The sequence below is a fragment of the Spirulina sp. LEGE 11439 genome (assembly GCF_059821285.1).
In genome coordinates this window covers 213,375-235,373 of the sequence record NZ_JCAMRX010000003.1, presented here as the reverse complement: position 1 = coordinate 235,373, position 21,999 = coordinate 213,375, and the positions used below count along the sequence as shown (strand labels likewise).

Sequence of the window (21,999 nt, the reverse complement as noted above, 5' to 3'; positions counted from 1 at the left end):
AGTCAATTTCTACTATTCTCAAACATCGATCGCGCAAAATTTTCAAAGCAGCAGAATTGCTCAAACCAGAGTAAAAGATCGCGAGAAGATATTGCTATAATCTCCAGCTTGGTCGTAGGCTTTTCCTCGTACAGTATAACTTCCCGTACTCAATCCCAAGGTACTCAAATTAATACTATGGCGGAAACTGCTCCATCGGTTCGACCAATCCCAAGTCGCTGCTGTAAGAGCGAAACTATCCTCAAGATCGATCGCCGTCCCATCTTCTGCGACTAACTCGAAATCTACCCCTACAAGGTCGCTGTTACCATCATCATCGTACACCCAACCCTTAGTAATTTGTAGGGTCTCATTGGCTGAGAAACGACTCCCGCTCAAACCAAATTGCAACCCAGCCGGAGCAGTATTATTCGTTTGCGGAGTCTCGATCGCAAATGCACGAGAAAGGGTCTGACTTTGACCGCCAGATTTATCCGTTGCTACCCCCACGAGAGTATAGTTGCCATCGATAAGGTTATATTGACTCAAATCAAAACTACCCGAGAAACTCGCCCATTCCGGACTCCAACTGGCATGGGTAAAGTTTGCGATCGCACCTAAATCAATCTCATTACCATTACTGGCGACAATTTTGAAAGTCACGCTTTCGAGGTCGTCGGAGCCATCGCCATCGGAGATCCAACCGTTACCAATCTCGAGCGTATCTGTAGAATCGTAGGTATTTTGGTTGAGAGTGAAGCGTAAATCCGTCGGGTTGAGGTTCACTTGAGGAATATCGAGGTAAAAATTGCGCTCGAATTGACTAGAGGCTGCTCCTTCGCGATCGTAGGCGATACCGACCAATTTATGAGCGCCCTTTTGTAAGTTTAAACCGTTCAAACTTACACCATATTGGAAGCTCGCCCATTCTGGATTCCAACTCGCGGGGTTTAAATTTGTAATATCATCGATATCGATCGTGTTCCCTTGTTCGGTAACGATGCGAAGATCGATGCGATCGAGGGTCTCTGCACCATTTTCGTCCCGTACCCAACCGTTACCGAGATTAATTGTATCTGTGGGAGTATAGGTGCTGCGATCCAGACCGAAAGTCAAGTTAGAGGGAGAAAAATTAGGAGGAGGTGATGTTATCCCGAAAGAGCGTTCAAAAACATTACTGGTTTGATTGGTAATATCATAAGCGATCGCAGAGATCGTATAAGTCCCGTCGGCAAGATTCAATCCATTTAAGTTAATTTGAGCATTAAAGCTCGTCCAAAGCGGATTCCATGCCACGGGTTCTAAGTCTGTTACAGAATTGAGATCCGCTACAAAATTATCATTGGCATCCAATAAGCGCAGATCGACGCGGGTGATATCTGCTGCCCCATCTTCATCCATAATCCAACCCTTATTTAAAAGGATGGTTGCATTGGGAGTATACTCACTTTTATCAAGACTAAATCGCAAATCTTGGGGCGCATGGTCGGGTTGAACGATCGCAAATCCGGGAGTACCGAAGAAATTGACATTGCCTTGTTTATCAAAAACCATACCTTCTAAACTGTAATTCCCCGCCGCCAAATTCAAGGATCCTAAATACAAACTATAAGCAAACGTACCTTCGGTTAAACTCCCCGAATTGGCAGTAAAATCAGCGACATCGGCAACATCGATCAATTCGTTATTGCTAAGGTTGCGCAGGGAAAATTCTACGCGATCGAGGTCGTTAAAACCATCTGCATCTTCCACCCGAGCATCTGTTAAAGTTAGGGTATCATCGGGGCGATATTCTCCTTGGGGAAGACGAAAGTAAACATCAGGAGTATTATTTGTCAGTTGAAAAGATTGCCACATTCCTCGTTTGCCGTTGCCTGCTTTATCATAAGCGGTCATTTCGAGGGAAAGTTCGTATTCGCTCAAATCCAGTCCCAAACTGGCTAAATTGAGGGTATAGTCGAAGGTTCCGCGACGAAGGTTTGCAGGATCGGCAACGATCTCTTCGATATCTGCAACGTCGATATAGTGATTGGTGTAATTGGAGAATAAGCGCACTTCAATGCGATCGATGTCTGCAATGTCATCTTCGTCTTCCACCCATCCTTGGCTGAGATTGAGGGTATCGCTAAAACCGTATTGCGAGCGATCGAGGGCAAAGTCGACGTTGGGAAGATAATTACCGACTGTAAACTCAGCATAAGATTGCCAGCGATCGTCCCCCATATTACCGGCCTTGTCAATCACCGTTCCTTCTAAGCGAACGCGAGTAGAATAATTAATCTCTAGCCCTAACATTTTTAAATCGACACTATATTCATAACTTCCTCGAAAAGGGTTATTGGAATCGATGTTAAATTGGGTCACATCGGGCAGTTCAATTGTTTTATAATCGTCAATGATAGCAACAAATTCAATGCGATCGATATCGTGAATGCCATCCATATCTTCTACCCAAGTATTTTGCAATGTTAGGGTATCCGTCACTGTAAAATGATTCCCACCTCCAACGAGAAACTGATGGTTGGGATGATAATTAGTAACTTGGAAATCGTATGCGTTGTAATAACTATTATTGGAGGGATATCCATAGCCTGACTTATTGTATAAAATTGCTTCCAACTGAACATTGTAGATATTGCGATCGTAGAACTGAAAGTAATCTTCTACCTTGAAACTGTAATCAAAAGTAGCTTCATTATGGGCAATGAGGGTAAATTCTGTGACATCAGGTAAGTCTATAAGACCATATCCTTCAACCATTGCTCGGAAATCAATGCGATCGAGGTCGGCAATATCTTCAAATCCCCAAATTCGCGAATTTTCTAGGGCTAAAGTCTCGCTTTGGGTATATGAGTAGTATCCATTTAAACTTTCCTCAAAGCGATAGTTGGAGTCGAGACGATTGTGATTGAGACGGAAAGGACTATTATGGCTGATGCGATTGCCATCCTTATCGTAAAGAATCCCTTTAATTTCAATATCGTAGCTACCTGGATGAGATCCTAAGCTCCAAAGATCGAGACTGTAATCGAAGGTACCTCGGTTGGAACCGGGAAACTCGGGGGTAAATTCTGTGACATCGGGAAGATCGATCGTGTAACCATCAACGATCGCTTGGAAGTCAATGCGATCGAGATTGTTAAGACCATCATAGTCTTCTACCCAAGCATTGGTTAAAGTAATAGTTTCTCCAACGCCATAGACTCCGTCTCCACTCAAGAAAAAGTGCAGAAAAGGTGCATTGTTACTCAGAGAAAACATCACATCGCGCTCTTGAGAGCCTTGTCCCCATTCGTCGTAAGCGATACCGGTTAAGGTAAAATTGTGGGGGAAATTCATAGAGTTGGCAGACAGCCCTAAATTTTTCAAATCAAGAGCATAACTAAAGGTTGCACGATAAGGATTATTAGGATCGGATATAAATTGAGTAACATCAGCAATGTCGATCGCTAAACCGGAGTCCGTTTGCAAAATAAAATCGATGCGATCGATCTCGGCGATACCATCTAAATCCTCAATCCAAGCATCTTCAAGAATAAGAGTATCTCCAAGAGTGTAATCCCATTGATTCAGATAAAAATTGAGATGAGTTTCGTTGCTTCTGGGCAAACCCGAGGTTTTAGTTAACTCAAATTCTCGCATTATCTGAGTGTTAATATTGCCGAGGCGATCGATCGCACTTCCGTGTAATTGCAGTACATGAATACCATCATCAAGAGGTAAGATATTCAAAGCCAAATTGTAGTCAAAGGTAGCAATATCGGGGGAATTCGCATCAATGTTAAAAGCCGTCACATCGGGAAGATCGATCCATGTCCCATTAGCAGTCTGAATGCGGAAATCAATGCGATCGATATCCATCGCACCATCGCGATCGATAATGCTTCCTCCTGTAATGGTTAATGTCTCGTTCGTGGTGTAGCTTTGGCGATCGAGAGAAAACTCGAGATTTTCGGGAAGGGTATGAGTAACGGTGAAGTATTGTGACTGGGTATCAGAAGGTTGTCCGGATTTTGTATAGGCAATGCTATTGAGCATAACGTTATAGTAACCTGGTGCAAGATTGAGAGTTCTGAGGTCAAGATTGTACTCAAAGGTTCCAGAGAATGAATTTTCGGAGTTGGGAATAAAAACTGTTGCATCGGCAACATCGATGCGTTCGCCGTTAATAATCGCCTGAAAGTCAATGCGATCGATATTATCAAAGCCACGATGAATTAGACCGTTGCTGACTGTGAGGGTTTCGCTGGCTGAGTAACGATCGCGATCGAGACTGAAAGTAAAGAGAGGGTATTCACGTGAGATAAAGATGTCGCGAACAACGATGGAGGAGAAATTTCCGACTTTATCGTAAAGAATACCTTCTAATCGTCCACTCGGAAGAGTGCTGAGATCGAGACTGTAGTTAAATGTTCCAGAAGTGGCATTGGGATGATCGGGAATAAATTCTGTCACGTCGGGAAGATCGATCCTGCGCTGAAACCCGTCATACTCGGTAATCCATTGGAAATCAATGCGGTCAAGAGTGTCAATACCATTTCTATCTTCTACTCGAGTATGAACTAAAGTAAGAGTATCATCAACAGAATAAGAGCGATAACTGTTAGGGTGGAATTCTAGATAGGGAGCGCTCTGTACTAGGTAAAATTGTTGATTTTCCCATTGACTACTATTGCCTGCCTTATCAATAAGGTTGCCCTCTAAAGTCCAACGGTGAAATCCCACTGGAATATCCACAGTATTCAGATCGAGATTGTAGTCAAATGTTCCATAAAGTGAATCTGGATGGTCGGAAATAAATTCCGTGACATCGGGAAGATCGATAACGATCTCCTTGTTCGTAAACGATTCCATACCTCGGAGTCGGAAATCAATGTGACTCAAATCTTCCAAGCCATCCTCATCTTGCACCCCAGTGTCAGCAACAGTAAGAGTGTTGTTCGATTGGTCTTCGATGACACGAAAAGCAAGATAGGGAAGAGAATTTATAATGGTTATCGTCATGCCATTGGCCGATCCGTTTCCAGAGCGATCGTAGGCAATCCCGTCGACAGCTGAGTCATAGGATCCTTCGGCGATCGCTAAACTTTTCAGAGCGAAATTGTAGCTAAATGTCGCGCGGTTGGGATTGTTCGGATCGGCAGAAAATTGGGTAATTTCTCCGAGATCGAGGATGCGATCGCCATCTAGATTTAGTTCTAGGTCAATGCGATCGATATCATCAAAACCGTCTGTATCTTCTACCCAACCTTCTAGGACGAGGGTATCGCTAAGGGAGTATTGCTGTCTGTGAGGAGAGGTAAAACCCCAGATTGGCTGCTGATTGGGTTGGGGAGGTGCGGGATGATTACTCGAGGAGGAGGGAGAATGATTGAGGGGAATATCGAGATCGATCGCAGAAAAATTGGCTTGCTGGCGATCGAGCAGTCCGGGATCGATTCCTAAATTGTTGAGGTCAGAGTGGATGGGCATAATCGGTGCAGAAAGATGCAATGGACGATTGCATTGACTTGGCAGGCTTTCTACTATTGTATTATGATTTTTTACGGTTCGTCCTCGCTCTCTTACACCGTTACAGTTATTTATTTGAGATATTGTGTCAATTAAATCTAGATCGAGTTGGAATACATTAGAAATCAATTTCCACGGTTCCCAAACGCCGATCGCGTAAAATCGTTAAGGATGCAGAATCGGGACGAGTGCGAAGGAAGGAGACGAGTTGAAGAATATTTCTGATACGACGGCGATCGATCGCGACAATGCGATCGCCCAGTTTCAGTCCCGATCGCGCGGCTAGAGAATTGCGTTCGATGCCGACAATGAATAAATTAGGAGTGAGAGAAATCCCCAAACGGGAGGTATTGTTGCGCGATCGCTGGGGTTGGGGTTGTCGGGTAATGGTTGGAGAGGGATCGCGTCGGGCAATTTCGGAAGCATTGGCGATGCGATCGCGATTCTCGTTGATAAATTCTCTCACGGCGGTGGCGCTCGTCGCAAAGCCGATGCCAATATTTCCCCCTCGTCGATTGGGGCTGAGAATGGCTTTATTGACCCCAATCAGTTCCCCTCGGGAGTTCAATAGGGGACCCCCGGAATTGCCCTGATTGATAGCAGCATCGGTCTGTAAGTCACCGTTGGGGGCGATGCGGCTGAGAATTCCCGTGGTAAAGGTTCCCGATAAACCGAAAGGAGAACCGATCGCGTAAACTTCTTGGCCGACGCGAATACTGTTTGCATTTGCTAAAGGTAAGGCAGGAAAGCGATCGCGGCTGAGGATTTGCACGAAAGCGAGGTCATTGGGGCGATCGAGGGCTAAGGCTTGTCCGGGATACTCTTTCCCTTGATTATCAATCACAACAACGCGACCTCGGGGGGCATTTTCCACAACATGAGCATTGGTCAGAATTAACCCTTTTGCATCGATGATACTCCCGGATCCCGCACCGCGTCCCACCGCAACAGTCACCACGGCTGGACTGGCTTTTTGATAGACATCAATGCGGGTTTGTTCGCTTTCGTTCAATTTTTCAGGAACAAAAGAGGGAGGCGCACTCAGGACAACTGGGGCAGTTGCGAGTACACTGGCGAGGATGAGGGCGATCGAGGATATGGCTTTCATGGTTGCGCGATCGGAAATGGGAACTCTGCTTTAATTTTATTCTGTTTTTGATGATGTTGGCGATCGCATCAATGTTCCGGTTAAGAAAAGAGAGTTTCTTCTGTTCGGTCAACAGTATTTAATTTAGCGATCAAAAAGGCAGATTGTTATAAAAAAGCCTTACAAGTTTTTCAGTATATGCAGGAAATAGGATCTCCTCCAACACTTTCTACAGTGCTAGCTCTTATGAGAAAAATCCCAACCTTTGAACAAGGTTGGGCGCACATTAATAACCTAGAATCTTTAATAAAACTACCACTAGAGAAAAAAGCTGACGAAATACTGATTAAGATTTTTAAAATTATTATCCAGAAAGCGGCGAGTAAACAAGAATTGGCAAAAGTCCGTGAAAAAATTAATCATCGATATCCACACATCTGTGATGCAGTTTTTAATAGATTTTACATTGTTAAACGATCGCAAAAACGCCAACAAGAGAACGACTAAACCCCGATCCCCGAAATTCCCAGCAGTTGCACCGAATAATCTCCCTGTCTCCTCGCGATCGCATTACCTTCACAAAGAACGCACCTCAAGCAACAGATGCGATCGTCAAAAGATACTTTGACCGTTGCGGTAGAATAAAAGGGTTGAATTAACAAAACAAGAGAGGGAATCTTGAATATCGTTCAAAAAGCCTTCTATTTCGGGATGGGAGTGGCTTCCCTAGCCGGAGAAAAAGCAGGAGAACAGTTACAACAACTGCAAGTTCAAGCGCAAAAATTAGCGGATGAAATGGTCAAACGCGGCGAACTTAGCGCAGAAGAAGCCAGTAAATTTGTAGATGATTTGGTACAAAAAGCACAACAACCCGTTGTTGAAGAAGCAGAACCTTCCGAAACCAGCAAGGAACCTCGACGAATCGAAATTTTAGAGGAAGGAGAATCTTCATCGGAAGAAACCGAAAAAACAGAAGATGCGGATCGCTTGCGGAGTCAAGTAGAAGCGTTGCAAGAAGAACTTCGTCGCTTGCAAAATGAATAGGTTTTTCGCAAAAATAAAAAACAAGTTACAAACATTAAATCATCAATTATTGAAAATATGAGTCAAAGCGATCGCGTGATTTCTCCGGAACAATCCTCTGAGGTGAAATATGGGGAAAGATTAATTGCCGAAGGAACATTAATTACGTTTCCCAATCCTCGCATAGGACGAAAATACGATATTGCTATTACTTTGCCAGAATTTACTTGTAAATGTCCGTTTTCTGGTTATCCTGATTTTGCCACCATTTCTATTAATTACTCTCCTAATGAACGCGTTGTAGAACTCAAAGCCTTGAAACTTTATATCAATAGTTACCGCGATCGCTATATTTCCCATGAAGAATCGGTGAATCAAATTTTAGATGATTTTGTGGCAGCTTGCGATCCTTTAGAGGTGACGATAAAAGGGGATTTTACCCCTCGAGGAAACGTCCACACTATTATTGAAGTTTGGCATCAAAAAGAGCCTTCTTAGCTCTCAAAATTGAGATTTTGCTGGACTACAACAACTTTCCTCGGAACTATTCTCAACGATCGCGGTCTGAGATCTCGTGGGTTGAGTTTAAGATATGAAGCCCAACTTTTTGTGGGTTAGCCTGTTGGGTTTCATTTTATTTTACACCATAGAAGCGAGCAGGATTATCCCAGAGGATCTTTTGGATAATTGCGCGATCGCCATTCTCTCCCATCGCCACTAAATCCCTAATATTCTCTGGTTTGTGATCCATGTGAGGATAATCGGAGCCAAAAATTAGATTATCCGTACCGATATAAGGGATGAGGTCGCTTAAGTATGCTTCTGAAGGTTCTACCGAGATAAAACACTGACGGCGAAAATACTCCGAGGGCTTCATTTTTACTGTTTCCTTCACTTCCCAATACAAGTTCTCGTACTCTTCATCCAGTCGCCAAAGCCAGTAAGGAAGCCAACCGCAACCCGATTCTAAAAAGCCGATTTTAAGCTGAGGATGCCGCTCTAAAACCCCACCTTCAATTAAGGCGAGCATTGCCATCATTTGCTCTATTGGGTGAGAACAAGCATGTAGAGCAAAACGAGAATTGAAGCGATCGCTTCCGGTTGTTGGCAAGCGCGAGTGAGTGCCTTCGTGAATCCCCACGGCAATCCCCAACGCTTCGCATTCCTGCCAAAAAGGTTCATAGGTGCGATCGCTCAACAAACGCCCTTTCACGGGGTTAGGACGCAAAAATACCCCTTTCCAGCCCCACTCGGCAATCTGACGCACCTCAGCGACCATCTTATCCGGTGCGTGGAGATTGATCGCGCCGATTCCTTTGAGGCGATCGGGATCGAAGCTGCAAAAGTCCCTCAGCCAACGGTTATAGGCACTGGTAAACGCCCCAGCAACATCGGGAGCCATAGAGTCGATCGCCCACACCCATAGCCCGTAAGTGGGATAGAGAAAAGCCATATCGACTCCCATCAAAATCATTTCTTGTAGGTGAGATTCGACATTGTAGCCATGCAAAAAAGCATGAGGATGAGATGCTAACATTTGTTGATTGGCATCTTGCCAAAGCTCCCAAGACACCTTTTTAACAATATCTTCCCCTTGAATCGTCATTTCTGATGAAGGGGCAAAGGCTCTATATTCAGGGTCAATATAGTCTTTCCACATTGCTGGCGGTTCAATAACGTGGGAATCTGCATCAATAATTTGATATCCTTTGAACATAGGTAATCGAGAATGGATAATTGGCGATCGAGAAGTGAAATTATAGCAATTACTTTGTTAGCTTATCGAGAAGAAGAACAAAGGTTTCGGCATCTTTTGAAACCAACTGTTACACGCCATATTCCACTGCGATCTCGCTTGGTATTGCTCCGGACTGAAAATCATACAAACATCGGATTGATAAAACTATTATCTAAGCAAGGAATCTTTCTTTGTCAAGAAAAATTTTATTAAGATATGATTTGATACAATATGGTAATATTCAATTAATTTGAATGTTTGAATGGTGAAAACTAGCTATGAGTGACAATTGCTGTCAATCGAAAGCCTGTGAGTTATCAAAGTTGAGAAAACGACAAGCCAAGGTGCTTTGGGCAGTACTGTTCATCAATATACTGATGTTTGCGATCGAGTTTGGTGCCGGTATTCGAGCAAATTCTCTTTCTTTAACTGGAGACTCATTGGATATGCTGGGGGACGCGCTGGTTTATGCAAGCAGTTTGTATGTCATCAACAAAAGCGTTAAAGCTCAAGCTGGAGCAGCTTTCTTAAAAGGAATAATTATGTTTTTATTTGCAATTGGAGTTTTTGCAAGAGCAAGCTATCAACTATTTTCAGGTGCAAGTCCAGAAGCCTCTATCATGGGAATAGTTGGTGTTGCAGCTTTACTGGCCAATTTATTGTGTTTATTCCTATTAGCTCGTCATCGGAAAGATAATCTCAATATGTCTTCTGTTTGGTTATGTTCTCGCAATGATATCATTGCCAATATATCAGTCCTTGTGGCAGCAGTACTCGTTTCTCAAACTTATTCGATCTTACCGGATTTAGCCGTAGGTTGTTTGCTAGCGTTTATTTTTGTAAAGTCAGCGCGTAAAGTCTTGACGCAATCGTGGAGGGAAATGCAACAAACATGAAGGAACATATTTTATTAATTGAGGATTAATCGCAGATTCATGTCAATGCCAAACAGTGAAATTTTATCTAAAAATACGCAAAATTCATGTCAATTATCACTGTCGAAAATCTCAGCAAAATTTACCCTGTTGCCATCAAAGAACCCGGAATAAAAGGGACGATCGCGCATTTTTTTAATCGGACTTATCGCCAGATCAAAGCCGTACAAAATATTTCTTTCAGTATAGAACCGGGAGAAATTGTCGGTTTTTTGGGGCCAAATGGAGCCGGAAAAACAACAACATTAAAAATGCTCTCCGGTTTAATTCATCCTTCTAGCGGTCAAGTCAATGTTGCAGGCTATTTCCCTTTTCACCGTCAAGCTCAATTCTTGAAGAAAATGAGCTTGGTTATGGGACAAAAACAGCAACTTTTATGGGACTTACCTGCCCTTGATTCTTTGCGAATTAATGCGGCGGTTTATCGCATTAGCGATCGCGAATTCAAACAGCGTTTGGGAGAACTGGAAAGCCTACTTGCTCTACAGGGAAAATTAACGCAACCTGTGCGAAAACTCTCCCTCGGAGAACGCATGAAAGCCGAACTTTTAGCCGCCCTCCTGCACCATCCCCAAGTCCTCTTTTTAGATGAACCGACATTAGGATTAGATGTAAATGCTCAAGCTGCCGTACGGGAGTTTTTACGAGAGTATAATCAGCGTTATGATGCCACTATTCTCCTCACCAGTCACTATATGGCAGATATTACGGCTTTATGTCGGCGAGTGCTGTTAATTTATGAAGGCGAATTGATGTATGATGGCAGTTTAGAAGGCTTATTGGAACGGTTTGCTCCCTGTCGAGAAGTCAAGGTGGAGTTAGCCAATATTCTGCCCGAAGATAAACTTGCTTTTTATGGCGAGATTAAAGCGATCGCGGGACGAGAGGTTCGGTTTATCGTGCGTCGGGAAGATTTAACGCAAACCGTGGCAAAAATTTTGGCACAATTACCCATCTTGGATCTCAGTATTACCGATCCTCCTATTGAAGAAGTTATCGGACGTTTATTTGCCACGGGAGTAATTCAATGAAATGGTTTTGGCAACGAGTTGTTACCTTGCTTTCTGTCTACTACGCCCATATGGTGGAATATCGTGCGGAATTGTTTTTTTGGATGCTTTCGGGGTCATTTCCGATTATTTTAATGGGGGTTTGGATGGAAGCCTCCCAAGGGGGACAATTTGAGTTGAGTGCGGTGGAGTTTGCTCGTTATTTTATTGCCGTATTTATCGTGCGTCAATTTACGATTGTTTGGGTAGTGTGGGAGTTTGAAAAAGAGGTCGTACAAGGGAAGTTGTCTTTGCGTTTATTGCAACCGATCGATCCGGTTTGGCATCATATCGCGCAGCATATTTCGGAGCGCTTTGCCCGGTTACCTTTTGTGATTGTTTTGGTCGGCTTATTTTTTCTAATTTACCCGCAAGCCTTCTGGTTGCCCGATATCCAACAAGTTTTACTGGGAACGATCGCAACATTAATGGCGGTTTCCTTGCGTTTTCTTTTACAATACACTTCGGCAATGCTCTCATTTTGGACCGAACGTGCCAGCGCGATCGAACAATTTCTCTTTCTTTTCTATCTTTTCTTTGCCGGATATATTGCCCCCCTCGATGTTTTTCCTCCTTTAGTAAAAGCGATCGCGCAATGGACTCCTTTTCCTTATTTTCTCTATTTTCCGGCGGCTATTTTTGTCGGCCTTCCTGTCGAAATCGGACGCAGTTTAATCGTTATGGTAGGCTGGGGAATTGTTTTATTGATTATCAATCGTTGGTTGTGGCGACGAGGATTGAAACAATATTCAGGAATGGGCGCTTAAACAGTTATCAGTTATCAGTTATCAGTTATCAGTGAATATCTTTTAGGGCGCGGATATTGCGCCCTATGAATTGATTAAATTGAATTAAGTGGCTGTTACTGGTTTAGTGCGCTTGGGATTTTCTAAGGAGAGTTGATTGGCTCTTTGTTCGTCCTCTAAGGGAATAAATTCAATGCGATTGAGTAAGGTTGTTACAAACGCAAATAACAAAAAGGGCAAAGAAATCACTAAAATAATTCCTACTGTCAGAAACGCATAAGCTTGACGGGTACTGCTCCATAGTGCTAGGGTTGCCGCAAGACTAATGAAAATTACAATTAACCAGACAATAATTTGTCCGTAAATATCGCCAAAGCCAAGGGTACAACTCAAACGATATTTGGGAAGCTCGTTATCCATAACTAATCTCCTTAATGGGGTGTGGGTAGAAGGGGCGATCGCATTAAAAACGTCTTAAATTTCTTTTAAACGATTTTTATAGATTTTTGAAGGGATTTAAAGATAATTTTACATTATGTCTTTGCTTGGAGTCAATCCGAGTATGATTACCTAGGAAATAAAATATTCTCGAATCTAGTATCGAGTGCAAAATCGCGATCGCTTTTTGAGAGAGATATTTGAAAGCAAGCATTTTAAAATATTTGCTGGCTTAATAAAAATTAATGTTCTACAATACACCATTCGTGTAATTCATACTGAACGCAATGATTTTGAACGAGAGGATCTGCCGCCACAATTTGTTGAGCTTCTTCGAGAGAACCTGCCATAAATAAAAGCATTCCTCCCCCATATTCTTTCCAGTATCCTGTTTTTGCTTGATGTCCTTTGGCAATTAAATCGCGGACGTAGTGACGATGGGCTCGAACATAGCGATCGAAGGTCGCTTTGTTAACAATTCCTTTTTCAATCTTGACAAACCAAGGCATTTTTATAATTAAATTTTAAGAAGATGAGTATGAAGCAAAAAAACTTGCAAGTTAAAAACCAGAATCAACAAGATGCTCGCTTTTTTATTGCCCTACTGCCACCACCGATGATTCTACTGGCAGCGAACGAGATTAAACAACATTTTGTTGATGTGTATAACAGTCACAAAGCCTTTAATTCTCCTCCTCATATTACTCTACAACCTCCCTTTGAGTGGCCGAAAGAGAATTACCCGGTTTTGGCACAAAACTTAAAAGAGTTTGCCGAAAGGCGATCGCCCATTCCCGTTACCTTGTCGGGTTTTGGAGCATTTGCTCCCCGCACGATTTATCTCAACCCCCTGAAAACGCCGGAATTAATGGCTCTGGGAGAAGAGTTGCCCAAACATCTGAAAACAACATTAGGGATTGTCGGCGATCGCAACAATCGTCCCTTCTCTCCCCATCTAACAGTCGCATTTCGGGACTTAACCAAAGCCAATTTTAATCGAGCTTGGCCGGAATTCAAAAACAGAGCATTTTTTGCCGGGTTTGTCATCCGTCAATTAACATTATTAATTCATAACGGCAAGCAATGGGAAGTCGATCGAGAATTTTTATGTACCTCTCGAGGAGAGGAATAGATTATCCGACAATTCGTGATTAATTCGTAATGAATTCTTTAATAATGAATTGATGCAGGTTAGAATAAGCACAAAATGCTCACTTGACTGACGAGAGAAAAAAATGAATTCTCCCGATCGCCCAACGCCACCCACCACAATTTTAGCGATCGATCGCGATCGCGATCGCTGGCTGGCAACCTTCCTCGGTAGGTGGGGCTATCGCGTCTGTTATGCAGCAACGGGACGAGAAGGATTAGAACAAACTATTAACCAATCTCCGCACCTAATTTTGCTCGCGATCGAGATGCCCGACCTCGACGGTTATGAAATTTGTCGTCGTTTAAAAAACAGCCCCGACACCCAAGAGATTCCCGTGATTTTTATGGGCGTTCGAAGTATGGAAAAAGCAAAATCCCGCGATCGCGATATTTTGCAAGGATTTGCGATCGGTGGAGTGGATTATATCAGCAAACCTTTTTATGAGAGCGAAGTTCTCGCCCGCATCAATCATCAATTAACCCGACGAGAACTTCAGTCTCAATTGCAACGGCAAAATCAAGAACTGCAACAAGCCAATCGAGAATTACGCCAAACTAAAACAGAACTAGAAGCCAGTCAAGCCAAATTTAAAGGAATTTTGGCAATTGCCGACGAAGCAATTATTTCGATTGACGAACGCCAAACGATTCAACTCTTTAATCAGGGAGCAGAACGGATTTTTGGGTATATGGCGGAGGAAGTTCTCGGCTGTTCCCTCAATGTTTTACTACCAGAAGGATCGCGCCCGATCCACGGCCGTTATATTGACAATTTCGGTCAATCCCCAGAAATTTCGCGCAGGATGGCAGAGCGCTCTCAAGAAGTGCGAGGCCGTCGCAAAAATGGGGAAGAATTTCCCGCCGAAGCCTCGATTTCGCAATTGCAATTACCCAATGGATTGTTATTTACCGTCATCTTGAAAGATATCAGTCGTCGCCAGCAAGCCGAAGTCCACCTCAGAGCCGCCAAAAATAACTTAGAAACTCGTGTTAGCGAACAAACCTCTCAACTTCTTGCTGCTAACGATCGCTTGCGCCAAGAAATCCACGAACGACGAGAAAGCGAGGAGAAATTTCGCCAACTTGCAGAAAATATTCGCGATGTTTTTTACATCCACGAATTTGATGCAGACTTTAAAACCCTTTATATCAGTCCGGCCAGCGAACAAATTTGGGGCATCTCCCGAGAGGAACTCTATCGGAATCCCTATACTTGGATAGAATCCATCCACCCCGACGATCGCGATCGCGTCGCCAGCCATGCCCCCAAACCCAAAGACTTTATCGATTTCGACTGCGAATATCGCATCTTGCGACCCGATGGAGAAATTCGCTGGATTCGCGATCGCGCTTTTCCCATTCGCAACGAGCAAAATAAGATTTACCGCCTTGCTGGCATTGCTGAGGATATTACCGAACGCAAACAAGCAGAAACCCGCCTGCGAGTTCTCAATCAGCGTTTAGAAACCCTCATCACCCAACGAACGGCGCAACTGCAATCGGCAAATGTCGAACTCAGCGATCAAAAACAACGCTTAGAAGCGATCGCCGCGAATATTCCCGACGGAGCAGTATATCGCGCCATTTTTCACGCCGATGGCTCTTTCTCCCTTGCTTATATTAGTGAAGGGATTGAAAAGATTGCCGGATGCGATCGCCACAACATCCAAACCCGCCCCCAATCCTTATTCGAATTGCTGACCCCCGAGACATTTTCTCACCTCGAACAACAGCTACAAACGGCCTTGGAGACCCTCGAACCCAGTTGTTTTATCTTTGACATCAATCGCGATCGCGAAAAAACAAAATGGTTGCAAAACCATAGCAGCTTTTACCGCTTAGAAAATGGGGATATTATTGCCGACGGCTTAATCTTGGATATTAGCGATCGCATTGCTGCCGAAACTGCCTTGCGAGAAAGTGAGGAACGCTTCCGCGTTATTTTCGAGCAAACGCCGACAGGAATCAATTTAACCGATCCCTCCGGGCGCTTTATTTCTGTCAATTCCAAATGCTGCGAAATTTTTGGTTACGATCGTGCCGAATTACTGACAATGCGATTTCAGGATATCACCCATCCCGAGGACTTGCCTGAAAACCTGCAATTCGAAGAACAACTCATCACCGGGGAAATTAACAGTTATTCCTTAGAAAAACGCTTTCTCCGTAAAGATGGTGCGATCCGTTGGGGACGGATAACCATTTCAGCGATCTGGAGCGATCGCGGCACGCCCAAATATTTCATTGCTGCCCTAGAAGATATTCAAGAACGCAAGGAATGGCAAGAGGCCTTAGAACGTCAAATTCAACGGCAATTGCTCCTCGGGGAAATCACCGCCGAAATTCGCCAGAGTTTGGATAGCGAGCAAATTTTTCAAGCTACTGTGGGGAAAATTGGCGCAGCGTTTGGGGTCGATCGCTGTGTCTTGCATCGATATCTTTCTGTCCCCACCCTCTGTATTCCTCTAGTTGCGGAATATCTCAAGGAAGGAACGCAATCAGTATCGGGTTGGGATATTCCCACCCACAACAATCCTCATTTAGAACAATTGCTCGCAGAGGACAAGGCGATCGCATCCCGCGATGTGACGGGGGAGCCTCTCCTCGAGCCGATCTTGCTCATTTATAGCCAAATTGAAGTTCAATCCCTGCTTAGTGTGGCGACATTCTATAACGGCGAACCCAACGGAGCAATTTATCTACATCAGTGCCATTCTCAACGAGATTGGACTCGAGAAGAAATCGAACTGATTGAAGCGATCGCCGCACAAGTCGGTATTGCCCTCGCGCAAGCAGATCTACTTGCACGAGAAAAAACCCGTCAAGAAGAACTGTCCTATAAAAATACAGCCCTCAAACAAGCCACGCGCAACGCTGAAGCTGCCAGTTTGGCCAAAAGCGAATTTTTAGCGAATATGAGTCACGAAATTCGCACCCCCATGAATGCCATTTTAGGATTTTGCGATCTCTTACAAGAAAGAGTGACCGAAACGCGATCGCGATCTTACCTCGAGTCGATTAAAGCAAGCGGGAAAACCTTACTAACTCTAATTGACGATTTACTGGATCTCTCGAAGATTGAAGCGGGGAAATTGCAACTGCATTATGAACCGATTCATTTATACGGACTCATCGAAGAAATGCAAATTTTCTTTTCCGAACAAGCTCGCCAAAAGGGGTTGCAATGGATTGTAGAAATCGATCCCGAGGTTCCCCCTTTTCCTATCTTTGATGAAGTTCGCCTGCGCCAAATTCTTTTTAATGTCATCGGCAATGCCCTCAAATTTACCGAACGCGGTCACATTAAAATTACCGTCACCCTTCAACCGCGATACACTGAGGTCATTGAGCAACTCGTACCGAGGGAAATCGAGCAAAGCCAAAACGAGCCTGTTGAGGTGTCATCCGTTACCCATCGCCAAACGCTCGAAATTGCCATTGAAGACACGGGTATTGGCATTGCTCCAGAACAGCAAGAGGCTATCTTTGAGGCTTTTAAACAGAATGAAGGCCAAAGTCCGCGCCAATATGGCGGGACGGGGTTGGGTTTGGCAATTACCAAACGCTTAACAGAAATGCTCGAGGGGCGAGTTAAGTTACAGAGTGTTTTAGGACAGGGGGCTACATTTACTTTTATCTTTCCCAACCTGCAATGGGCGACTCATGCACCAACTGCTCGAGGAGAACCGGAGCAAAGCGATCGCTTTCAACAATTTCAACCCCTGACAATTTTAGCTGCTGATGATATTCCTTCTAATCGCAATCTCATTGCGGGTTATTTTGCCGAGAGTTCCCATCATTTATTCTTAGCAAAAGATGGTTGGGAAGCCCTAGAGATTGCCCGTACTCACAATCTGGATTTAATTTTGTTAGACTTACGGATGCCCGAGATCGATGGATGGGAGGTGGCTCGCACTCTCAAAATGAATACCAAAACTCGGAATATTCCCCTCTTGATTTTGACCGCTTCAACTTATCTAGAAAATGAGGAAGAATTACGATCGCTTTGTGATGGATTTCTTCGTAAACCCATCGATCGCGATCGATTAGCTAGAGCAATGGAGATGGTTTTACCCCCTCGACCAGCGATCGAGAGAACCCATAAAAACCCCATCACAACAGAGTCACCAATTTCTCTCTCTGGAGAATCTCCCCAAAATTTGTCAGAATTGTTAGACAAGTTATACCAATACGAGCAAACAACTTGGCCGAAATTGCGGCAAACCTTGAAAATGCGGGATTTAAAACAATGTGTAGAACAGTTAAACCAATGGGGACAAGAATATGGCTATCAACCCGCGATCGACTATGCGAATGCTTTATCGACTCAACTAACTGTATTTGATTGGCATAGTATTCCCACAACTATCGAAAAATTTCCTCAATTCAGAGGAACTTTACAAACTAATATTTTGCAGTCGAATCATCGATAAAATTAATTTATCATGAAAATTTTAGTGCAAATTTTTCCTATTTTCTCCTTCTCTTAATTGTCAAAAAGATAATGCAAGAATTTAATGCAAGTAATTTTTTGATTTTAGTCGTTGATGATATTTCCAGCAATCTACAAATTATTGGGGAGATATTGGACGATGCGGGATATGCAACCACTTTTGCGATAAGCGGAAAACAGGCTTTAGAAAGAATTTTTTTGGCTCACCCCGATCTGATTTTATTGGATTTAATGATGCCAGATATGAACGGATTAAAAGTATGCGAAATATTAAAAGCTAATTCCGATTATCAAGATATTCCAATTATTTTTTTAACTGCAAGTAATGAGCAAAATCATTTATTACAAGCCTTTGAAAAAGGAGCAGTCGATTATATTACCAAGCCTTTTAATTCTCGCGAACTATTGGCACGAGTGAAAACACATTTAGAATTAAAATATACGCGAGATGAACTCAAAAAAGTCCTGATAGAACTGGAAAAGTTAGCCACAACCGATCCCTTAACAGGAATTGCCAATCGCCGTCATCTTTTAACCCTTGGAGAACGAGAATTTTGTCGCATTTCTCGCTACAATCGACCCTTTTCAATCTTAATGATTGACCTCGATCGCTTTAAAAATATTAACGATAGTTATGGTCATGGAATTGGCGATGAAGTTCTCAAAAAAATGGCGGAGGTGACATTAAGTGTCTTGCGAAAAGTAGATTACTTTGGTCGCTTTGGTGGAGAAGAATTTGTGATTTTACTACCCGAGACAAACTTGCAAGATGCAAAAGAAGTCGCCGAACGAATTGGTTACAAAATTGCAGAAATGGAGTTTATTCACTTAGAGAAAATTATCAAGATTACAGCTAGTATCGGTGTCTCTAATTATCAAATTGGCGATACAACCATTGATAATATTCTTCGTCGTGCTGATGCAGCACTTTATCAAGCAAAACGGTTGGGACGCGATCGCGTTGTTGCGATCGAACAGTGAACAGTTATCAGTTATCAGTTATCAGTGTTAGAAAACGGTGCCGTCGCTTTGGAGTGAAAGAGGAGGATTTCCTTGCGATCGCAATTCTCGGGCAATTTTTCGTCCTGCGATCCAAGTGCCTCCCTGTAAAACTTTCACTAAGGGTAATTCGGCAGGCGTTAAAACTAATTTATCTCGCATTTTCTCGGCAATGCGATCGAGGAGAATAATAGTTAAAGCTCGCCATTCAATAATGAGTTCGGAACTGGGTAAATGAGAATCTGTTAATAATTCCGATCGCTTGACTTGTAATACTCCTAAATCAATCAATAATCCCCCATTGCGATATTCTGCCAATCCGGTTAAACTCTCTAAATTGTTAATATTAATTCCTAACTCTGCTAAGGGTTCGAGGAGAGAATAAGTCAACCATTGGGATAGTTTATGGAAAGGAATAAAGCGATCGCCACCGATAGCTGCATGTTGCCAAACATCTCCTAAATTGACCCCTTCAAGGGAAAATCTTCCCGGCCAAATCTCGCCAATACTTGCTAAAATAACTTGAAAAATTTCCGTTGCTGCTAAAATATTCTCCTTTCTAACTTTTGTCAATAAATAATCAACTAAATTTCCCAAGCGAGGGGACTTGTCATCAAAAAATTGCGGTTGTTTCCAGAGAACTTCACCTAATTTTTGTAAGAGTTTTAGCCGTCCTGTCAAGCCAACTAAATCATTCTTATCATTAACTTGAAATCCTGTTGCTAACGCATCAAGAGTTAAATTCTGTAATCCTTTGGCATCGACTTGTAACGGTTTGTCGCGATCGCTCGAAAAGAGTCCCTGTTGAAACATCCGAAAACTAGCAACAGCCAACCCTTCCGATCGCTGAAAAATCTGCCCGGTTTCCACTTCCCGATATTGCCATTGCGATCCTGCTCCTGCATCGAGTAAAACACTAATAATCACCAAATCGAATTTAATTCGAGCTTGTTCTCGAGGAGAATGATGTGCGATCGCTATTGCTAATTCCTGTAGGCGAGAAACATTTCCGACCTCAAAATGTCGCCAGCGACTGTGAAAAGGAATATCCAGATCGGGATAAGATTCTCGCGTCACCGAAATCACAAAATCAGTGACTTCATCAAGGCGATCGCCATGATAGCGAAAATACTCAGATTTATCTTCGCGAACAAATTGAAACAAGAGATTGCACCGGTCTCGAATAGCTTGAGGAGATTGGAGATAGGAAACTAAATGAGCAGTCATTTCAGTTATCAGTTATCAGTTATCAGTGTTCATTGATAAAGGGTTGTGCGTTCTCGATCGGGGCGATCGCAAGCTAAAATTGCTTGTTGTAAACATTCTACTGTTATATTCGTTCCTCCTTTTGCTCCGGCCATGGTGGTAATATGCTCTTCCATGAGAGTCCCGCCGATATCATTACACCCCCATTTTAAGGCAGTCATCGCTCCTTTTAACCCCAATTTGACCCAACTCGGTTGATGGTTAACAATCCAATTTCCCAAATAAATTCGTGCGACCGCCGTTAATTGTAAAGTTGAGTTGAGATCGGGCTGATCTCGTCCTACGCGACGGCGTAAATTAGGAGGTGCAAATTGTCCCACAAAAGGCAATAAAACGAACTCGCTGAATTTAGCTGGATAATTATTTCCGATCGCTTTTTGTTGCAAACTGCGTAAATGTTCCAAATGAATCATCTGGTGTTCTGGCGTTTCAATATGACCTGAAAGCATGGTACTCGTGGTATAGATGCCTAATTTATGGGCAGTTTCAATAATTTCTAACCAAGTTGTCGTATTGATTTTTTCCGGACAAATAATATACCGAACGCGATCGCAGAGAATTTCCGCCGCCGTACCGGGCATAGAATTGAGTCCAGCCTCTTGTAAAGTCTGAATAACAACAGTATAAGAAAGATTATCTTCGCGGGCGATAAATTGGATTTCTTGAGGAGAAAAAGCGTGTAAGTGAATTTGCGGAAATTCGCTTTTAATTGTTTCCACTAAACGCAAATAATAAGGCAGAGATTTACCGTCAATCTTTGCTTCTGGATTTAATCCTCCCTGCATACAAATTTCTGTTGCACCGCGTTTAACAGCATCAGTCGTTTTTGCTAAAATTTGTCCCCAGTCCAACCAATAAGCTCCTTCTTGTCCGGCATCTCTGCGAAATGCACAAAAATTGCAATGTTGTTCGCAAATGTTAGTAAAATTAATATTGCGATTGACCACATAAGTTACAATCTCTCCGGCTTGACGCTGACGCAGGCGATCGCTGGTTTCTTGAATTGCCGCGATCGCATCGGGATGCGTTTGTTTGAGGAGAAATACCCCATCTGCCGACGAGATATCTTTTCCCAGAAGCGCATCATCTAAAATAGATTCGAGAGTTTGTGTCAGCATTTTCAACTCAGTTTCAAATCGTTTATAATTTATCTAAAATTCAATTCTAATCGATTTTATGGAACGCGGGTTACTCTGGTTGCCGTTACTGTTCGGATTTTTTGGCTTAGCTTGGGCAGGGTGGAACGAATATCAAAAAGTAGAGGCGTATCGACATTGGGCAGAAAATTTCGACAATGCTAAATACGATCTCTATGCAGTTCTCGCTCATAAAGGCTGTGAAATTACATGGGGAAAACCGACTCGTAAAGCCCCTATAGATCTGCAATATTTTTCTTTAAAAGATGTGGCAAAAATTCGCTTATTAGTTAGCGATCGCATTATCGATAAAGAAGAAAATCTTCCCAAAAAAGGAAGATCTGAATTAGAGTTTTGTTTCAACAATTCCGAGCGATCGGTGAAAATTCCCTTTACCGATATTGAATTGGCCGCAAAATGGGGTCAGTATTTACAAAAAATCAAGGCTGACGCGATCGCCGAGTGCTAATATAAAGAGGTGAATGTA

General features: G+C 43.1%; 18 protein-coding genes. 10 read left to right on the top strand and 8 right to left on the bottom strand.

Annotation, left to right across the window (positions count from 1 at the left end; all coding sequences use genetic code 11):
• Window positions 1-60 precede the first annotated feature (60 nt).
• Window positions 61-5,451, bottom strand: a complete 5,391-nt coding sequence (locus AC6RV6_RS03585; protein ID WP_500238954.1) for a hypothetical protein — start codon at window positions 5,449-5,451, stop codon at window positions 61-63.
• Window positions 5,452-5,608: 157 nt separating this feature from the next.
• Window positions 5,609-6,598 (bottom strand): S1C family serine protease, encoded by a 990-nt coding sequence (locus tag AC6RV6_RS03580; RefSeq protein WP_500238953.1) that lies wholly within the window; start codon window positions 6,596-6,598, stop codon window positions 5,609-5,611.
• 177 nt (window positions 6,599-6,775) lie between these two features.
• Between AC6RV6_RS03580 and AC6RV6_RS03575 the strand changes: the two genes are divergently transcribed.
• On the top strand, window positions 6,776-7,084 hold the full coding sequence (locus AC6RV6_RS03575) for a hypothetical protein (protein ID WP_500238951.1): 309 nt from the start codon (window positions 6,776-6,778) through the stop codon (window positions 7,082-7,084).
• Here the strand turns inward: AC6RV6_RS03575 and AC6RV6_RS03570 are convergent.
• Entirely contained in the window at window positions 7,081-7,239 is a 159-nt protein-coding gene (locus AC6RV6_RS03570; protein ID WP_500238950.1) for a hypothetical protein, read from the bottom strand. The two genes, AC6RV6_RS03575 and AC6RV6_RS03570, sit on opposite strands and share 4 nt — an antisense overlap.
• Before the next feature lie 16 nt (window positions 7,240-7,255).
• Between AC6RV6_RS03570 and AC6RV6_RS03565 the strand changes: the two genes are divergently transcribed.
• Together AC6RV6_RS03565 and queF are read left to right on the top strand one after the other, a co-directional pair.
• Window positions 7,256-7,621 (top strand): phasin-related domain-containing protein, encoded by a 366-nt coding sequence (locus AC6RV6_RS03565; RefSeq protein WP_500238948.1) that lies wholly within the window; start codon window positions 7,256-7,258, stop codon window positions 7,619-7,621.
• Window positions 7,622-7,678: 57 nt separating this feature from the next.
• Window positions 7,679-8,098: a preQ(1) synthase gene (queF, locus tag AC6RV6_RS03560; RefSeq protein ID WP_500238946.1), complete on the top strand. Its 420-nt coding sequence runs from the start codon at window positions 7,679-7,681 to the stop codon at window positions 8,096-8,098.
• Between the two features lie 136 nt (window positions 8,099-8,234).
• On the opposite strand, the gene AC6RV6_RS03555 is transcribed toward queF, so the two are convergent.
• A complete protein-coding gene (locus tag AC6RV6_RS03555) occupies window positions 8,235-9,317 on the bottom strand; it encodes an amidohydrolase family protein (RefSeq protein ID WP_500238945.1) in 1,083 nt (360 codons plus the stop codon).
• Window positions 9,318-9,616: 299 nt separating this feature from the next.
• Between AC6RV6_RS03555 and AC6RV6_RS03550 the strand changes: the two genes are divergently transcribed.
• The 3 genes from AC6RV6_RS03550 (at window position 9,617) to AC6RV6_RS03540 (ending at window position 12,089) form a co-directional block, all read left to right on the top strand.
• The gene (locus AC6RV6_RS03550) at window positions 9,617-10,234 is read left to right on the top strand and encodes a cation efflux transmembrane domain-containing protein (protein WP_500238944.1); all 618 of its coding nucleotides are present in this window, start codon (window positions 9,617-9,619) and stop codon (window positions 10,232-10,234) included.
• Between the two features lie 86 nt (window positions 10,235-10,320).
• Window positions 10,321-11,304 (top strand): ABC transporter ATP-binding protein, encoded by a 984-nt coding sequence (locus AC6RV6_RS03545; protein ID WP_500238943.1) that lies wholly within the window; start codon window positions 10,321-10,323, stop codon window positions 11,302-11,304.
• Window positions 11,301-12,089: an ABC transporter permease gene (locus AC6RV6_RS03540; RefSeq protein WP_500238942.1), complete on the top strand. Its 789-nt coding sequence runs from the start codon at window positions 11,301-11,303 to the stop codon at window positions 12,087-12,089. The genes AC6RV6_RS03545 and AC6RV6_RS03540 overlap by 4 nt, the downstream gene beginning before the upstream one ends.
• Window positions 12,090-12,173: 84 nt before the next feature.
• Here AC6RV6_RS03540 and AC6RV6_RS03535 read toward each other — a convergent pair whose 3' ends face one another.
• Entirely contained in the window at window positions 12,174-12,488 is a 315-nt protein-coding gene (locus AC6RV6_RS03535) for a hypothetical protein (protein WP_500238940.1), read from the bottom strand.
• 260 nt (window positions 12,489-12,748) lie between these two features.
• Window positions 12,749-13,015, bottom strand: coding sequence for a YciI family protein (locus AC6RV6_RS03530; RefSeq protein WP_500238939.1), 267 nt, complete (start codon window positions 13,013-13,015; stop codon window positions 12,749-12,751).
• 23 nt (window positions 13,016-13,038) lie between these two features.
• Between AC6RV6_RS03530 and AC6RV6_RS03525 the strand changes: the two genes are divergently transcribed.
• From AC6RV6_RS03525 to AC6RV6_RS03515, 3 genes are all read left to right on the top strand, one after another.
• On the top strand, window positions 13,039-13,638 hold the full coding sequence (locus AC6RV6_RS03525) for a 2'-5' RNA ligase family protein (RefSeq protein WP_500238937.1): 600 nt from the start codon (window positions 13,039-13,041) through the stop codon (window positions 13,636-13,638).
• A 103-nt stretch (window positions 13,639-13,741) separates the two neighbouring features.
• The gene (locus AC6RV6_RS03520; RefSeq protein ID WP_500238935.1) at window positions 13,742-18,091 is read left to right on the top strand and encodes a PAS domain S-box protein; all 4,350 of its coding nucleotides are present in this window, start codon (window positions 13,742-13,744) and stop codon (window positions 18,089-18,091) included.
• A 71-nt stretch (window positions 18,092-18,162) separates the two neighbouring features.
• Window positions 18,163-19,092: a diguanylate cyclase gene (locus tag AC6RV6_RS03515; protein WP_500238933.1), complete on the top strand. Its 930-nt coding sequence runs from the start codon at window positions 18,163-18,165 to the stop codon at window positions 19,090-19,092.
• Between the two features lie 27 nt (window positions 19,093-19,119).
• Here AC6RV6_RS03515 and AC6RV6_RS03510 read toward each other — a convergent pair whose 3' ends face one another.
• On the bottom strand, window positions 19,120-20,337 hold the full coding sequence (locus AC6RV6_RS03510) for a URC4/urg3 family protein (RefSeq protein ID WP_500238932.1): 1,218 nt from the start codon (window positions 20,335-20,337) through the stop codon (window positions 19,120-19,122).
• Window positions 20,338-20,366: 29 nt separating this feature from the next.
• Entirely contained in the window at window positions 20,367-21,494 is a 1,128-nt protein-coding gene (gene cofH, locus AC6RV6_RS03505; protein ID WP_500238931.1) for a 7,8-didemethyl-8-hydroxy-5-deazariboflavin synthase subunit CofH, read from the bottom strand.
• A gap of 58 nt (window positions 21,495-21,552) precedes the next feature.
• Here cofH and AC6RV6_RS03500 point away from each other — a divergent pair, with 58 nt between their 5' ends.
• Entirely contained in the window at window positions 21,553-21,981 is a 429-nt protein-coding gene (locus AC6RV6_RS03500; protein WP_500238930.1) for a hypothetical protein, read from the top strand.
• The last annotated feature ends 18 nt before the right edge of the window (window positions 21,982-21,999 follow it).

Bases quoted from the DNA above. Each gene is read 5' to 3' on its own strand.
- AC6RV6_RS03525 (WP_500238937.1), top strand. From the start codon at position 13,039: ATGAGTATGAAGCAAAAAAACTTGCAAGTTAAAAACCAGAATCAACAA.
- AC6RV6_RS03510 (WP_500238932.1), bottom strand. From the start codon at position 20,337: ATGACTGCTCATTTAGTTTCCTATCTCCAATCTCCTCAAGCTATTCGA.
- AC6RV6_RS03515 (WP_500238933.1), top strand. From the start codon at position 18,163: ATGCAAGAATTTAATGCAAGTAATTTTTTGATTTTAGTCGTTGATGAT.
- AC6RV6_RS03555 (WP_500238945.1), bottom strand. From the start codon at position 9,317: ATGTTCAAAGGATATCAAATTATTGATGCAGATTCCCACGTTATTGAA.
- AC6RV6_RS03575 (WP_500238951.1), top strand. From the start codon at position 6,776: ATGCAGGAAATAGGATCTCCTCCAACACTTTCTACAGTGCTAGCTCTT.
- cofH (WP_500238931.1), bottom strand. From the start codon at position 21,494: ATGCTGACACAAACTCTCGAATCTATTTTAGATGATGCGCTTCTGGGA.
- AC6RV6_RS03530 (WP_500238939.1), bottom strand. From the start codon at position 13,015: ATGCCTTGGTTTGTCAAGATTGAAAAAGGAATTGTTAACAAAGCGACC.
- AC6RV6_RS03535 (WP_500238940.1), bottom strand. From the start codon at position 12,488: ATGGATAACGAGCTTCCCAAATATCGTTTGAGTTGTACCCTTGGCTTT.
- AC6RV6_RS03585 (WP_500238954.1), bottom strand. From the start codon at position 5,451: ATGCCCATCCACTCTGACCTCAACAATTTAGGAATCGATCCCGGACTG.
- AC6RV6_RS03545 (WP_500238943.1), top strand. From the start codon at position 10,321: ATGTCAATTATCACTGTCGAAAATCTCAGCAAAATTTACCCTGTTGCC.
- queF (WP_500238946.1), top strand. From the start codon at position 7,679: ATGAGTCAAAGCGATCGCGTGATTTCTCCGGAACAATCCTCTGAGGTG.
- AC6RV6_RS03500 (WP_500238930.1), top strand. From the start codon at position 21,553: ATGGAACGCGGGTTACTCTGGTTGCCGTTACTGTTCGGATTTTTTGGC.
- AC6RV6_RS03580 (WP_500238953.1), bottom strand. From the start codon at position 6,598: ATGAAAGCCATATCCTCGATCGCCCTCATCCTCGCCAGTGTACTCGCA.
- AC6RV6_RS03520 (WP_500238935.1), top strand. From the start codon at position 13,742: ATGAATTCTCCCGATCGCCCAACGCCACCCACCACAATTTTAGCGATC.
- AC6RV6_RS03540 (WP_500238942.1), top strand. From the start codon at position 11,301: ATGAAATGGTTTTGGCAACGAGTTGTTACCTTGCTTTCTGTCTACTAC.
- AC6RV6_RS03550 (WP_500238944.1), top strand. From the start codon at position 9,617: ATGAGTGACAATTGCTGTCAATCGAAAGCCTGTGAGTTATCAAAGTTG.